The 14,375-nt window shown below is 67.3% G+C and carries 14 protein-coding genes; 5 read left to right on the plus strand and 9 right to left on the minus strand.

The features are described from left to right. Nucleotides 1-2 precede the first annotated feature (2 nt). From hmgA to LQ954_RS07825, 4 genes are read left to right on the plus strand one after another with little or no spacing between them, the layout of a single operon-like run. On the plus strand, nt 3-1,295 hold the full coding sequence (gene hmgA / locus LQ954_RS07810) for a homogentisate 1,2-dioxygenase (protein WP_231022563.1): 1,293 nt from the start codon (nt 3-5) through the stop codon (nt 1,293-1,295). Continuing rightward, nucleotides 1,292-1,642: a Rieske (2Fe-2S) protein gene (locus LQ954_RS07815; protein ID WP_231022745.1), complete on the plus strand. Its 351-nt coding sequence runs from the start codon at nt 1,292-1,294 to the stop codon at nt 1,640-1,642. The genes hmgA and LQ954_RS07815 overlap by 4 nt, the downstream gene beginning before the upstream one ends. Before the next feature lie 10 nt (nt 1,643-1,652). Further along, on the plus strand, nt 1,653-2,528 hold the full coding sequence (locus tag LQ954_RS07820; protein WP_231022564.1) for an alpha/beta fold hydrolase: 876 nt from the start codon (nt 1,653-1,655) through the stop codon (nt 2,526-2,528). Beyond that, a complete protein-coding gene (locus tag LQ954_RS07825) occupies nt 2,525-3,169 on the plus strand; it encodes a DsbA family oxidoreductase (RefSeq protein ID WP_231022565.1) in 645 nt (214 codons plus the stop codon). Before LQ954_RS07820 ends, LQ954_RS07825 begins: the two co-directional genes overlap by 4 nt. Nucleotides 3,170-3,203: 34 nt before the next feature. Here the strand turns inward: LQ954_RS07825 and LQ954_RS07830 are convergent, their stop codons facing one another. Both LQ954_RS07830 and LQ954_RS07835 read right to left on the minus strand, forming a co-directional pair. After that, nucleotides 3,204-3,839 (minus strand): glutathione S-transferase family protein, encoded by a 636-nt coding sequence (locus LQ954_RS07830; RefSeq protein ID WP_231022566.1) that lies wholly within the window; start codon nt 3,837-3,839, stop codon nt 3,204-3,206. A 9-nt stretch (nt 3,840-3,848) separates the two neighbouring features. Next, a complete protein-coding gene (locus tag LQ954_RS07835; protein ID WP_231022567.1) occupies nt 3,849-6,992 on the minus strand; it encodes an acetyl-CoA carboxylase family protein in 3,144 nt (1,047 codons plus the stop codon). 153 nt (nt 6,993-7,145) lie between these two features. On the opposite strand from LQ954_RS07835, the gene LQ954_RS07840 reads away from it, so the two are divergent. Next, nucleotides 7,146-8,405, plus strand: a complete 1,260-nt coding sequence (locus tag LQ954_RS07840; RefSeq protein WP_231022746.1) for an MFS transporter — start codon at nt 7,146-7,148, stop codon at nt 8,403-8,405. Here the strand turns inward: LQ954_RS07840 and LQ954_RS07845 are convergent. The 7 genes from LQ954_RS07845 to LQ954_RS07875 form a co-directional block, all read right to left on the minus strand. Beyond that, nucleotides 8,392-8,928, minus strand: coding sequence for a (2Fe-2S)-binding protein (locus LQ954_RS07845; protein WP_227770007.1), 537 nt, complete (start codon nt 8,926-8,928; stop codon nt 8,392-8,394). The genes LQ954_RS07840 and LQ954_RS07845 overlap by 14 nt on opposite strands. A gap of 30 nt (nt 8,929-8,958) precedes the next feature. After that, nucleotides 8,959-9,129 carry a hypothetical protein gene (locus LQ954_RS07850; protein ID WP_227770006.1) on the minus strand — a complete coding sequence of 57 codons (171 nt, stop codon included), beginning with the start codon at nt 9,127-9,129 and terminating at the stop codon, nt 8,959-8,961. A gap of 11 nt (nt 9,130-9,140) precedes the next feature. Further along, the gene (locus LQ954_RS07855) at nt 9,141-10,265 is read right to left on the minus strand and encodes a CaiB/BaiF CoA transferase family protein (RefSeq protein WP_231022568.1); all 1,125 of its coding nucleotides are present in this window, start codon (nt 10,263-10,265) and stop codon (nt 9,141-9,143) included. 154 nt (nt 10,266-10,419) lie between these two features. Next, nucleotides 10,420-11,535 carry a CaiB/BaiF CoA transferase family protein gene (locus LQ954_RS07860; protein ID WP_231022569.1) on the minus strand — a complete coding sequence of 372 codons (1,116 nt, stop codon included), beginning with the start codon at nt 11,533-11,535 and terminating at the stop codon, nt 10,420-10,422. A gap of 96 nt (nt 11,536-11,631) precedes the next feature. Beyond that, entirely contained in the window at nt 11,632-12,816 is a 1,185-nt protein-coding gene (locus LQ954_RS07865; RefSeq protein WP_231022570.1) for an acyl-CoA dehydrogenase, read from the minus strand. A gap of 149 nt (nt 12,817-12,965) precedes the next feature. Then, nucleotides 12,966-13,319 (minus strand): DUF6285 domain-containing protein, encoded by a 354-nt coding sequence (locus LQ954_RS07870; protein WP_227770002.1) that lies wholly within the window; start codon nt 13,317-13,319, stop codon nt 12,966-12,968. Beyond that, nucleotides 13,316-14,332 carry a phosphotransferase family protein gene (locus LQ954_RS07875; protein WP_231022571.1) on the minus strand — a complete coding sequence of 339 codons (1,017 nt, stop codon included), beginning with the start codon at nt 14,330-14,332 and terminating at the stop codon, nt 13,316-13,318. Before LQ954_RS07875 ends, LQ954_RS07870 begins: the two co-directional genes overlap by 4 nt. Between the last annotated feature and the right edge of the window lie 43 nt (nt 14,333-14,375).

The raw sequence follows: 14,375 nt of genomic DNA on the forward strand, positions 1-14,375 counted from the left end.
GGATGCCGACCGACACTGCCACCCCAGCCTACACTCCCGGCTTCGGCAATCACGTCGCGACCGAGGCCGTGTCGGGCGCCCTCCCCATCGGCCGCAACTCGCCGCAGAAGCCGCCCTTCGGCCTCTACGCGGAGCAGCTCTCCGGCACCGCGTTCACCGCGCCGCGCCACGAGAACCGTCGCTCCTGGCTGTATCGCCTGCGCCCTTCCGCCGAGCATCCGCCCTTTACGCGCTACGAAGGCGCTGCACGCTTCGCGCCCGGCACCGTCAAGGAACCACTCGCGCCCAATCGCCTGCGCTGGGATCCGGACGCCGGTGACACCGACGTCGACCTCATCGACGGCATGACGACGATGCTTGCCAATCGCGACCCCGCCGATCTCGAAGGCGTCGCGATCCACCTCTACGCCGCCGATCGCGACATGGAGAACCGCGTCTTCGTCGATGCCGACGGCGAATTGCTGTTCGTGCCGCAGGAAGGCCGGCTGGCGCTCTTGACGGAGCTTGGCCGGATCGACATCGCTCCGGGCCAGATCGCGCTGGTGCCGCGCGGCGTGCGCTTCCGCGCGCTGCTACCGGACGGCTCCGCGCGCGGCTATGCGCTGGAAAACCATGGCGCCATGTTCCGCCTGCCCGATCTCGGTCCGATCGGTGCCAATGGCCTCGCCAATCCGCGCGATTTCGAAACGCCGAACGCCTGGTTCGAGGATCGCGACGAACGTATCGAGGTGATCCAGAAGTATCTCGGCAGCCTGTGGCGCACGGAGCTGCATCACTCCCCGCTCGATGTCGTCGCCTGGCACGGCAATCTCGCGCCGTGGCGCTATGATCTGGCGCATTTCAACGCCATCAACACCGTCAGCTTCGACCATCCCGATCCGTCGATCTTCACCGTGCTGACCTCGCCCAGCGACGTGCCGGGCCGAGCCAACGCCGATTTCGTGATCTTCCCGCCGCGCTGGATGGTGGCGGAGGACACGTTCCGCCCCCCCTGGTTCCACCGCAACATCATGTCCGAGGCGATGGGCCTCATCACCGGCGCCTATGACGCCAAGGCGGAAGGTTTCCGCCCCGGCGGCCTGTCACTCCACAATCTGCTGAGCGGCCACGGGCCCGACAAGGCGACGTGGGACGCCGCGTCCAACGCCGATCTGAAGCCGCACAAGATCGGCGGCACCATGGCCTTCATGCTGGAAAGCTGCTGGCCCTATCGCCCCACCAAGTTCGCGCTGGAGCATGCCCAGCCCGATTACGACGCCTGCTGGGCCGACTTCCCCAAGGCGAAGCTGCCCTGACCGAGCGTCTCACCGCCACGCCGGCCGGCATCGCGCTCGGCCCGCTCGATCAGATCGCGGACGGCGCCGCGCGCAGCTTCGTGATCGAGATGCGCGCCGGCCGCTTCCACGGTTTCGCGGTTCGGCGCGGCGATCAGGTGTTCGGCTATGTCGATCGCTGCCCGCACATGGGCCTGCCGCTCGCGCAGAAGCTCGACGATTATGTCGCCGCGGATCGCATCGCGTGCAGCTGGCACGGCGCGCTGTTCGATATCGAGAGCGGCGCGTGCCTTGGCGGCCCCTGCCCCGGCACTGCCTTGACGCCATGGCCGCTTCGGGTGGAGGCTGGCGCGATCATCACCGCCTGAAGGAGAGGCCATGAAGGCGCGCGCGAACGGCATCGAGCTGGAATATGAGTCGTTCGGCAACCCCGCCGATCCCACCATCCTCCTCATCATGGGCCTCGGCGCGCAGCTGACGCTCTGGCCGCTCCCGTTCGTCGAGGCGCTGGTCGAACGCGGCTTCCACGTCGTGCGCTACGACAATCGCGATGTCGGTCTCTCGACGAAGCTCGATCACGCCCGCCCGCCCCGCGTCGGCATGCTCGTGCTTCAGCGCCTGCTACGCCTGCGCCCGCGGATGCCGTACACGCTCGGCGACATGGCCGCGGACGCCGCCGGCCTGCTCGATGCGCTGGGGATCGAGAAGGCGCATATCGTCGGCGGATCGATGGGCGGGATGATCGCGCAGATCTTTGCCGCCACCTATCCCGATCGCACCCTGTCGCTCACCTCGATCATGTCCACCACCGGCAACCCCAGGCTCTCGCGCGCCTCGCGGGAAGCGATGGACGTCCTCGTCAACCACCCGAAGACGGACGATCTCGAGGCGCTCGTCGCCCATGGCGTCCGCGCGTCGCAGGTGCTCGCCGGCCCCGCCTTTCCCGTCGCACCCGACGTGCTGGAGGCCCGCGCCCGCGAAACGATCCAGCGCTCGAACTACCCCGATGGCTTCGCGCGGCAGCTGGCCGCGATCGTCGCCGACGGGGACCGTCGCCAGCGGCTGAAAGCGATCACCGCGCCGACGGTCGTCATCCACGGCAGTGATGATTCGCTGGTGCCGATCGACGGCGGTCGCGATACCGCCGCCAGCATTCCCGGCGCGCGGCTGGTCGAGGTTCGCGGCATGGGCCACAACGTGCCCGTCGAGGTCATCCCCGAGATCGTCGACGCGATCGAAAGCGTCGCGCGATGAGCGGCCGCACGCTCCGCATCGACTTCGTCTCCGACGTCGTCTGCCCCTGGTGCCTGATCGGCCTCGCCAACCTCGAACGCGCCCTCACCAACCTTGGGGACGAGGTTTCAGTCGACCTCGTCTTCCATCCGCTTCAGCTAAACCCCGGCCTGCCGCCGGAGGGCGAGCTCGCCGCCGACAATATCGCCCGCAAATATGGCATCACGCCCGATCAGGCGCGCAGCCGCGGCGGGGGCGTGCGGGCGGCGGCGGAGGCTGCCGGCGTGTCGATGGCTGGCCGGCCAGACCGGCTCTACGATACGTTCGACGCGCATCGCCTGCTTCATTGGGCACGGCGCGAGGGCCGGCAATTGGCGCTCAAACATGCGCTCCTGCGTGCATATTTCGACCAAGGGCGTGCAATCTCGGACCATCAGGTGCTGGCCGATGCCGCCGCTGACGCAGGTTTGGACAGGCAAATGGCGCTCCAGGTCCTCGCCCGCGGCGAATTTGCGGCCGAGGTCGCCGATGACGAGATCGAATGGCGGTCAGAAGGCATCGCCTCCGTCCCCACCATGGTGATCGACCGCGAATTCGTCATCAACGGCGCGCAGGAGCCCGATCGCCTGGAACGCGCCCTGCGAAAGCTGGCGTCCCGCTAGCCGCCCCGTTCGCTTCATCGCCGTCGGCGCCCCTTCAGAACGGCGCCGCCCCCGCCTTCTGCGCCTCCTTCGCCCGCGCGAACCCGTCGCGCGCCTTCAGCCGCTCCCAATAGGCCGCCACCTGCGGCGGAAAGCCATTGTCGATCTTCAGGCTCTTGGCGAGGAGCAGGGCGTAACCGACAGAAATGTCGGCAGCCGTGAAGCGTCCGCCGACCATATATTCGCGGTCGCCCAGCGCCCGCTCCACATGCCGCAGCCGTGAGTGAAACCACTGTGCATAATCGTCCGCCGCCTGCGGCAGGCGCCGCTCCGGCGGCTCCAGCATGCGATACCGCAGAACCAGCGTCTGCGGGAAGGTCAGCGTCGCCTCGCCGAAGTGCAGCCAGTTCAGCCACGCGCCATAGTCGGGCGAGTCGGGCGCCACCACCAGTTCGTTCGGCCCCGCACGGGTGGCGAGATACTGAACAATCGCGGCCGATTCCGTCATCCGCGTTTCGCCATCCACCAGCAGCGGGATGGTGCCGAGCGGATTGACGTCGAGGTACAAGGGCTCGCGCACCCGCGGCGGGAACGGTAACAGGTGGAGCTTATACTCCAGCCCAAGCTCCTCCAGCGCCCACAGCGCGCGGAAGCTGCGCGCGTCGGCGCAGTGATACAGTTCGATCATCATATCCCCCCATCACCACGTATCGACATAGCGGCCAGACCGGCGCGCCGGCGTCGAGGCGAGCCCGCGCAGCAGCCAGGCGCGCGTGTCCGCCGGGTCGATCACCGCATCGATCTCCAGGAACTGCGCCACCGACACAGCTTTGCCGCGCTCGTAGGAATGGGCGACAAGCTCCTGATAACGCGCCTCTCGTGTCTCGGCGTCCTCGATCGCCTCCAGCTCCTTGCGGTAGCCGAGCCGCACCGCCCCTTCGAGCCCCATGCCGCCGAACTCGCCGGTCGGCCAGGCAACGGTGAACGGCCCAGCATGAAGCGATCCGCCCGCCATCCCCTGCGCGCCGAGGCCATAAGCCTTGCGCACCACGACGGTGAAGATCGGCACCGACAGCGCCGCGCCGACCACGAACATGCGCGAGGCACGGCGGATGGGCGCGGTCTTCTCCGCTTCCGGCCCCACCATGAAGCCCGGCGTGTCGCACAGCGAGACGATCGGCACCCCGAATGCGTCGCACAGCTGAAAGAAGCGCGCCGCCTTGTCTGCACCTTCCGCATCAATGGCACCCGACAAGTAGCGGCAATCATTGGCGATCACGCCCACTGCACGGCCGTCTAGCCGTGCCAGCCCGGTGATCATCCCCTTCGCCCAGCCACCGCGCAGCTCGATGAACGAACCAGTGTCGAACAGCCCGTCGATCGCACGGCGAATGTCGAACACGCGCAGCCGGTTCTCCGGCACCACATGGCGCAGCAGGCGCTGGTCCGGCGCTTCACCGCCCGCCACGCGCCCCTGGAAGAACGACAACAGCCGACGCGCGAGATCGGTCGCCTCCGCCTCATCCTCGGCCAGCACGTCGATCGCGCCGCTCGACCAATGTACCTCGACCGGCCCGACTTCCTTGGGCGAATAGACGCCGAGCCCCCCGCCCTCGATCATCGCCGGACCACCGACGCCGATATGCGCATCGCGCGTCGCAATGGTGATGTCGCAGCTGCCGAACAGCACCGCATTGCCGGCGAACGAATAGCCGGACGTGATGCCGATCCGCGGCGCAACGCCGGAAAGCCCGGCGAAGCGGCTGAACGTCGGCACGTCGAGCCCCGTGGCGCCGACCGAATCAACGTCCCCCGGCCTGCCGCCGCCGCCCTCGGTATAGAAGACGATCGGCAGCTTCAGGTCCCCCGCAATGCCGAGCAGCCGATCGGTCTTGCGGTGGTTCATGTGGCCCTGCGTGCCCGCCAGCACGGTATAGTCATAGGCGAGGCCGAGGCACTTGCCCGCTTCCTCGCCATGATCCGCGGCATTCACCGTGCCGATCCCGCCGATCAGGCCGTCGGCGGGCGTGTTGCGCATCAGATCGTCGAGGCTCCGCCGCCGCCGCTGCGCCGCGATCGCCAGCGCGCCATATTCGATGAAGCTGCCGGCATCGAACAGGTCGTCGATATTCTCACGCGCGGTGCGCTGATTGGTCCGCCGCCGCCGCTCCACTGCCGCGGGGCGATGTTCGTCCAGCCCCAGCGCATGGCGTGCCCGCACCTCTGCAAGATCGTCGCGGATCAGGTCGAGGTCGAGCGCTGCAGCTTCGGCCGCCACGCCCTCGTCACCATCCACCGGCTCGATCGAGACGAACACCGCGCCCTCGTCGATGACCCGCCCCGGCATCGCGGTCACCGCACGCACCACGCCGCCGTGTGTCGCCACCACGGCATGCTGCATCTTCAGCGCCTCGATCGTCCCCAGTTCGGCACCGCGCGCCACCCGATCACCCGGCTGCACGCCGATCGCCACCACCACGCCCGCCAGCGGCGCGACGATCGCCTGCGCGTCGACCGGGGCGGCCGGGGTCGCGGCCGCCGCAAAATCGCCGACGTTGCGATCAAACCAGCCGGTGTCGACCGCGCCCGCCGCCACCTCCTCGCGTGCCAGCAGCGCGGCGTGGAGCGGAAGGTTCGTGGCCACACCCGCGATCTCGAACTCCGCCACCGCACGCCGCGCCCGCGCCAGCGCTGCCTCCCAGTCGGGCGCATGGACGATCAGCTTGGCGAGCAACGAATCGAACCGCGGATTGGCAGCCATCCCGGCCTTCAGCGCGCCGTCGATGCGGATACCCGGCCCCCCCGGCGCCTCGACGTTGCTGATCGAGCCGCCGGGCGCGCGCGGCATGCCGTCGGTGCCGATCGTCTCGGCATTGATGCGCAGCTGGATCGCCACCCCGCGCGCGCCCGGCCGCTCCGCCGGCACGCTGCAGCCCTCGGCAAGGCGCAGCTGAAGCGCCACCAGGTCGAGCCCGGTCACCTCCTCGGTCACCGTATGCTCCACCTGAAGCCGCGGGTTCACCTCCAGGAAGGCGAAGGCCTCCGGATCATCAGCGGCGCGCTCCTTGTCGACCAGGAACTCCGCCGTCGCGAGACCCACATAGCCGGTGTCTTCCAGCAGGCGCTCCGCCGCACGCTCGATCCGTTCGGCAAGCGCCGGATCGATCGTTTGCGCCGGCGCGATCTCGATCAGCTTCTGGTGCCGTCGCTGCACCGTACAGTCGCGCGTGCCCAACGCGATCACGCGGCCGGCAGCGTCGGCGGCAAGCTGCACCTCGATATGCCGCGCCGCCGGAATATAGCGTTCGACCATCACCTCGGCCGATCCGAACGCCGCCAGCGCCTCCGCCCCCGCCGCCTCGATCTGCGCCGCCAGCGTCGCCGGGTCGTGCACCACGCGGATGCCGCGCCCGCCGCCGCCGGCCAGCGCCTTCACCACTACCGGCCCGCTTGCCTCTGCCCCCTCGGCAAGTACCGGCACGCCCACCGCACGCGCATGCCGCTTCGCTGCTGCTTTGTCCCCAAACAGACTCAAAAGATCAGGATTGGGACCGACGAACGTCAGCCCCGCGTCAGCACAGGCCCGCGCGAGCTCAGGGTTTTCGCTGAGAAAGCCATACCCTGGGTGAACCGCTCCGCACCCCTCAAAAACCGCCGCTGCGACAATGGCATCAACCGAAAGATAGGCTGCCGGACCCTCGCCGCTCAGCGCAACCGCGCGGTCCGCCGCCTGTACATGCGGTGCGCTCTCATCATCGGCAGAGTACACCGCGACCGTCTTTAAACCCAGCGATGCGGCGGCACGCGCGATGCGGATCGCGATCTCACCGCGATTTGCGATCAACAGGCTTTCGATGATGCCTCTCCCTCTTTTTTATGTCCTTTCAGGCCAGTGTCGTGACGCATCAACCCCTTTTCCGCGAGCGGCAGCTGTGGCTAAGCCCTCGCGCCAGCCGCGTCGGCGTGGATCATCGGTTAGGTGAAGAGCGATGTCAGCATGAACCCGCGCCTCAAGTCGATCATCGGCGGTTCCACCGGCAACCTCGTCGAATGGTATGACTGGTACGCCTATGCCGCCTTCACGCTCTATTTCGCGCCGCACTTCTTTCCGGAAGGCGATCAGACCGCGCAGCTCCTGAGCGCGGCCGCGGTCTTCGCCGTCGGCTTCGTCATGCGGCCGATCGGCGCCTGGGTGATGGGCGTCTATGCCGATCGCCGCGGGCGCAAGGCGGGCCTCACCCTCTCCGTCACGCTGATGTGCGCGGGCTCGTTCCTGATCGCGATCACGCCGGGCTATGAGACGATCGGGGTCTTCGCCCCCGCCCTGCTGGTCGTTGCCCGGCTGATGCAGGGGCTCTCGGTCGGCGGTGAATATGGCGCCAGCGCGACGTACCTATCGGAAATGGCCGGGCGGGATCGCCGCGGTTTCTTCTCCAGCTTCCAATATGTCACGCTGATCGCGGGCCAGCTCACCGCGCTCCTCGTCCTTCTGGTGCTGCAATCGGTGATGAGCGAGGCCGCGCTCGACGCCTGGGGCTGGCGCATCCCGTTTGCGGTCGGCGGTGTGCTGGCGATCGTCGTCTTCCGCATCCGGCGCGGGCTCGCCGAAACCGAAAGCTTCAAGCGCGCCGAAGGGCCAAAGTCGGGCTTCTGGACGCTCGTCACGCATCACCCTCGCGAAACGCTGACGGTGATGCTGCTCACCGCCGGCGGCACGCTCGCCTTTTATGCCTACTCGATCTACATGCAGAAGTTCCTGGTCAACACCAGCGGCTTCGATCGCCAAACGGCGAGCCAGATCAACGCCGCCACCCTCTTCGTTTTCATGTGCCTTCAGCCGCTCGCCGGCGGCCTCAGCGATCGCATCGGGCGAAAGCCGCTGATGATCGGCTTCGGCGTGCTCGGCGTGCTCGCCACCTATCCGATCTTCGCCACGCTGGAGACGGTGCGCAGCCCGTTCGTCGCCGGCCTTCTCGTGATGGCCGCGCTGGTGATCGTCACTGGATACACTTCGATCAACGCGGTGGTGAAGGCGGAGCTGTTCCCGGCCAACATCCGCGCGCTTGGGGTCGCCCTCCCCTATGCGCTCGCTAACACCCTGTTCGGCGGCACCGCGGAATATGTCGCTTTGTCGTTCAAGAACGCGGGCTGGGAACGCGGCTTCTACTGGTATGTCACCGGCATGATCGCGGTGTCGCTGGTGATCTACATCCGCATGCGCGACACGCGCATGACGAGCCGGATCACCGAGGACTGAGCGCCGGCACGCTCTTCGCCGCTTCCGCCGGGTCGATCCCCGGCCGGGTGGCGGTTGGCAAGGTCTCGTCACCACGTGCGGCGCTGGCCGCGCGCTGGATCGCCTCCACCAGCCTGGGATAGATGCCGCATCGACAGATGTTGGTGATCGCGCGGCGGATCTTCGCCTCCGACGGATCCCGGTCGTTCTTGATCAGCACCGCGGCCGCCATGACGATGCCTGGGATGCAATAGCCGCACTGGACGACGTTGCCGGCCAGCAGCGCCGCCTGCACCGGGTGCGCGCGCTCCCGCGACAGCCCTTCCACGGTGGTGACGAAGCTCCCTTCCACCTCCGCCAGCGTCACCTGGCAGGATCGGACGGCGCGCCCGTCGACATCGACGGTGCACGCGCCGCAGCTTCCGGTGCCGCAGCCATATTTGGCGCCCGTCAGGTTGGACGCATCGCGCAGCGCCCACAGCAGCGGCGTGGCCGGGTCGAGGCGATATTCGATCGCCTCGTTGTTGACGGTCAATCTCGGCATGTCCCCGCTCTACCCGAACGCGGGCCGCGCTCAATCCAGATCGAGCGGGTCGTCCGGCGAGATGATCGTCACGCGCACATGGTCGCTGAGGCGGAACAGGTCTGCCACGTGATGCGCGGTGGCATCATCGTCGGCGCGCACGACCCAGACGTTGCCGTCACGATCCTCGGCGGAGGTCAGGTAGTGCGCGCTAGCGGCCATCACTTGCTCCCTCAGTAGCCCAGCGCCGCCACCTCGGCATCGTCGAAGCCAAGCTCGCGCAGGACCTCCGCGTCCCGGCGCTCGCCGCCCAGCGTAGGCGCCACTGTCTCGCTCTTGGAATAACGCGGCGCCGGCGCGGGCTGCTTGATCCCGTTCACCTCGGTGAAGGTGCCGCGCGCCTTGTTGTGTTCATCATTGTAGGCGTCGTCGAAGCCAAGCACCGGCGCGAAGCACACGTCATGCCCCTTGAACGCCGCGACCCAGTCGTCGCGCGTCCTGGTCTTGAACTGCGCGGTCAGCTCATCCTTCAGCGCCGGCCACTGGCTCGCGTCCATCTGCGCGGCCCATTTCTCGTCGCTCAGCCCCATGACGTTGCGGAACTCGGCATAGAATTGCGGCTCGATCGCGCCGAGCGAGATGAACTTGCCGTCGCTCGTCTCATAGGTGTCGTAGAAATGCGCCGCGGTATCGAGCAGATTGGTACCGCGCTCGTCGCTCCACCGGCCCATGCCGCGGAAGCCCCACATCATTGTCATCAGCACCGCGGAGCCATCGGTCATCGCGGCATCGACCACCTGCCCCTCGCCGGTCCGCGCTGCATGGAGCAGCGCGGCGAGCATGCCATACGCCAGGAACATGCCGCCGCCGCCGAAGTCGCCGACCATGTTGATCGGCGGCGTCGGCTTCTCGCCCTTGCGCCCGAAGGCATGAAGCGCGCCCGAGATCGCGATATAGTTGATGTCGTGGCCCGGCTCCGGCGCCATCGGGCCATATTGGCCCCAGCCGGTCATTCGGCCGTAGACGAGCTTCGGATTGTCCGCGAGCAGCACGTCCGGCCCCAGGCCAAGCCGCTCCATCACGCCCGGGCGATATCCTTCGATGATCGCGTCCGCGCCCTTCACGATCTTGCGCACCGCCTCGATCGCCTTGGGGTTCTTCAGGTCCATGCCGATCGACTTGCGGCTGCGCAGCAGCGGGTCCTTGCTGTCGATCGAAATGCCGCTGCCGCCCTTCACCGGGCGATCGATCCGGATCACTTCCGCGCCATGGTCCGCCAGCATCATGCCGGCGAACGGGCCAGGGCCGATCCCGGCGAACTCAACGATACGAATGCCGGCGAGTGGCGCGTTGCTCACGATGTGTCTCTCCCGATTGATTTACCGGAAGGCGTATCGCGCGAAGGCGACGAGCACAACAAAAGTTATGCTGCCTTACCAGCTGCCAGCTTCGAGCTGCGCCTGTCGAAGAGCGTGCCCACCGGCACGTTCCGTCCGATGTAGGAGCCTCCGCCTATCCGCGGCAGAGCGGCGGCGCGCCCTTGTCCAGCGCCAGATCCGCGTCCGAGAACTGGATCGGCGTGCGCAGCCCCGCAATCGGCCGCGTGTCGTTCACCGGCAGCACCATCCCGCGTGCCTGCACCTGCGGATCGTTCAGCGCCTGCTCGACGGTGTTGATCGGCCCCGCGGGCACCCCCGCCACCTCCAGCTTCGCCAACAGGTCGTCACGCGTAAACGTGCGGCAGCGCTCCTCGATTAGCGCGAACAGCGGCACACGATGCTCGATCCGGCCGGCATTGGTGTCCCAGCGCGGATCCGGGCCGATGCCGACGATCGCGGCAAAGCGGTGATATTGCGCGTCATTGCCCACCGCCAGGATGAACCAGCCGTCGCTGGTCGGAAACACCGCATAGGGGCTGACGTTCGCATGGGCATTGCCCATCCGCGCCGGGTTCTCGCCGCTGGCAAAATAGTTCGCGGCCTGATTGGCGAGCACCCCGACCATCGTGTCGAGCAACGCACAATCCACCTGCTGCCCCCGCCCCGTCCGAGCACGCATCATCAGCGCCGCCTGAATGCCGATCGTCGCATACAGCCCCGTCATGATGTCGGCGAAGGCGACGCCGATCTTCTGCGGCGCACCGTCCGGCTCGCCGGTCAGCGACATGATCCCGCCCATCCCCTGGATGATGAAATCATAGCCGGCGCGATGGGCATAGGGCCCGGTCTGGCCGAAGCCGGTGATCGAGCAATAGACGAGGCGCGGATGATCCGGCGCGAGGCTGGCGTAATCGAGCCCGTATTTGGCGAGCCCGCCGACCTTGAAGTTCTCGATCACCACGTCGGCATCGGCGATCAGCGCCTTCACACGCGCCACGTCCTCGGCCTTGGTGAAATCGGCGACGATGCTTGCCTTGCCGCGGTTGCAGGCGTGGTAATAAGCCGCCGCCCGGTCGCCCTGATGCTCCACGAACGGCGGGCCCCAGGTGCGCGTATCGTCGCCCGCGGGGCTCTGCACCTTGATCACCTCGGCGCCGAGGTCAGCCAGGATCTGCCCGGCCCAGGGCCCCGCCAGGATGCGGGCAAGCTCGACCACCTTAATGCCCTTGAGCGGTGTTTCCTTGGTCATCTCTCGTCACCCTGGCCTTGAGCCGGGTCCCGCTCACCCTTCTTCCCGGCAGATGAAATGGGAGCGGGACCCCGGATCAGATCCGGGTGACGAAACTCAGAACGCGGCGATTCCCGTGATCGCCCGGCCCAGGATCAGCGCATGCACGTCATGCGCGCCCTCATAGGTGTTCACCGTTTCCAGGTTCATCACGTGGCGCATCACCTGATATTCGCCCGAGATGCCGTTGCCGCCGTGCATGTCACGCGACACGCGGGCGATATCGAGCGCCTTGCCGACGTTGTTGCGCTTCACGATCGAGACCATTTCCGGCGCGAACCGCCCCTCGTCCATCAGCCGCCCGACGCGCAGTGAGGCCTGCAGTCCGAGCGCAATCTCGGTCTCCATGTCTGCCAGCTTCTTCTGGTAAAGCTGGGTCGCCGCCAGCGGCCGCCCGAACTGGTGGCGATCGAGGCCGTACTGCCGCGCGGCGTGCATGCAGAATTCCGCCGCGCCCATCGCGCCCCAGCTGATGCCGTAGCGAGCGCGGTTGAGGCAGCCAAACGGCCCCTTGAGGCCCTGAACATCGGGGAGCAGCGCATCCTCACCCACCTCGACATCATCCAGCACGATCATGCCGGTGATCGAGGCGCGCAAGGACAGCTTGCCCTCGATCTTCGGCGCCGACAGCCCCTTCATGCCCTTCTCGAGCACGAAGCCGCGAATGCCGCCGCCATGCGCATCGCTCTTCGCCCACACGACGAACACGTCGGCGATCGGCGCGTTCGAGATCCAGGTCTTGCTGCCACTGATGCGGTAGCCGCCGTCGGTCTTCACCGCGCGGGTCTTCATGCCGCCGGGGTCGGATCCCGCATCCGGCTCGGTCAGGCCAAAGCAGCCGATCCACTCGCCGCTCGCGAGCTTGGGCAGATATTTGCGCTTCTGCTCTTCCGAGCCATAGGCATGAATCGGGTACATCACGAGGCTGGACTGGACGCTCATCATCGAGCGGTAGCCCGAATCGATCCGCTCCACCTCGCGCGCGACCAGGCCGTAGGCGACGTACGAAGCGCCGACGCCGCCATATTCCTCCGGGATCGTCGGCCCCAGCAGGCCGAGCTCGCCCATCTCGCGGAAGATCGCGGGGTCGGTCACTTCGTTGGCGAACGCATCGATGATCCGCGGCGCCAGTTTCTCCTGCGCATAGGCGCGCGCCGTATCGCGCACCATCCGCTCGTCTTCGCTCAATTGCTCGTCGAGCAGAAACGGATCCGCCCAGTCGAACGCGCCCATGCCGGCCATAATCTACTCCACCATAGTGCCAGGAGCGAAACGCTCCGCCCCGTCCGGGCTAAGCCTGTCGCGGCCCGTGCCAAGCAGCATCGAGCCGAACGACACGCCCTTCGACAAACTCAGGGCGAACGGAGATGATCGTTATGGCCTATAGTGCTTCAGGCGGGCGCGCCAAGCGTATGGGCATATTTGGGCTGGTCGATCGCGATCGTGTCCAGCGCCGTCGCCTTGAGATGCGCCACCAGAGCAGGGTCGTCAGGGGCGATCGCCCCGCTGCGGATCGCCTCCACCAGCGCCTTGTCCAGCTCGTCACGCGTGCCGTCCCGGTTCAGCAGCGCGCGCATCCGCCCTACCGCGCGCGCATCCGCAGTCGGGCTCATCGCCATGTCGCGCGCCGCAATCTCCAGCGCATTTCGCGCCACGCGAAGGCCAAAGACGCTCGCGCTGCCATCCACCGGCAGCCATTGCGCGACCCCTGCCACCAGTTCCTGCGCCGTAGGATGCGTGATCATGCCGCGTTCCTCTCGATGATCGCCACGATGTCTGCCTCCGTTTCGGACAGCCGGCGCCCGATCACGCCGCGCTCCGGCCCGGCGCTGGGGTCGGAAGCAAAGCTTGCGTACATGCCCATCGTCATGACGCCCCATTTGAGGCTGCCGAGCATCGACCAGAAATCGACTCGCGCCGCGTTGATCGGCTCGCCGCCCGCCTCGGCATAGCCATCGAGCAGGTCCTGCACGTCGCCGAAACCGCCGACGTAGCGATCGGGCCGGCCGAACTTCCAGCTGTTGGTGCACAGCCATCCCAGATCCTCCGCCGGGTCGCCGACATGCACCAACTCCCAGTCTAGCACGGCGACGAGGCCCTCGTTGGGATCGACCATGATGTTGCCGTTCCGGAAATCGCCATGAACGAAGCGGGACGTCACCTTCTCCTTCGGCAGCCGCTTTTCCAGCCAGCGGAATGCCGCCTCGATCGTCGGGCGTACCGCGCCGGTGGCGCGCCAGGTCGCTTCGTAATTGGCAAGGGTGGTTTCCGCGTCGGTCTGGTCGAGGCCATCAAGCGGCGCGACCGAGTGGATCCGGGCGAGCGCCGCGCCACATTGCCGCGCGAGCTTGCCGCGCGCCGGTTCGAAAGCGGGATCGCTGGTGATCTTCTTGCCCAGCGTCTCGCCGGCCACGCGGTGCATGACATAGGCCTCGTCCAGCCCGTCGGCCTCCTCGTCGCAGACATAGGTGACGATCGGTGCGGGAACGCCCGCCTCAACGGCAAGCGCGATCGCCTCCGCCTCGCGACGCAGCGGCGGTTTCGAGACGGCGGAGTTCATCACCATCCGCGTGCGGCGGCGAAGGATCAGCGGCGTCTTCGCCTCGCCCTCACCCACCGCATCGAACGCCCATGTCTCCATGCTCGCGCCGCCGGTCAGCCGTACCAGATTCTCGACCCGCTCAGCCCCGGGGGCCATGCGCGGTGCAAGCGCGGACAATCGCCGCGCCAACTCGTCTTTCGAAAGCCTCTCCGCCATCGCCCCTCGGCTTGTTTGAATTAGGGGCTTTAAAATCCGTGAG

The sequence above is a fragment of the Sphingomonas sp. IC-11 genome (assembly GCF_021043365.1).
GTDB lineage: Bacteria > Pseudomonadota > Alphaproteobacteria > Sphingomonadales > Sphingomonadaceae > Sphingomonas.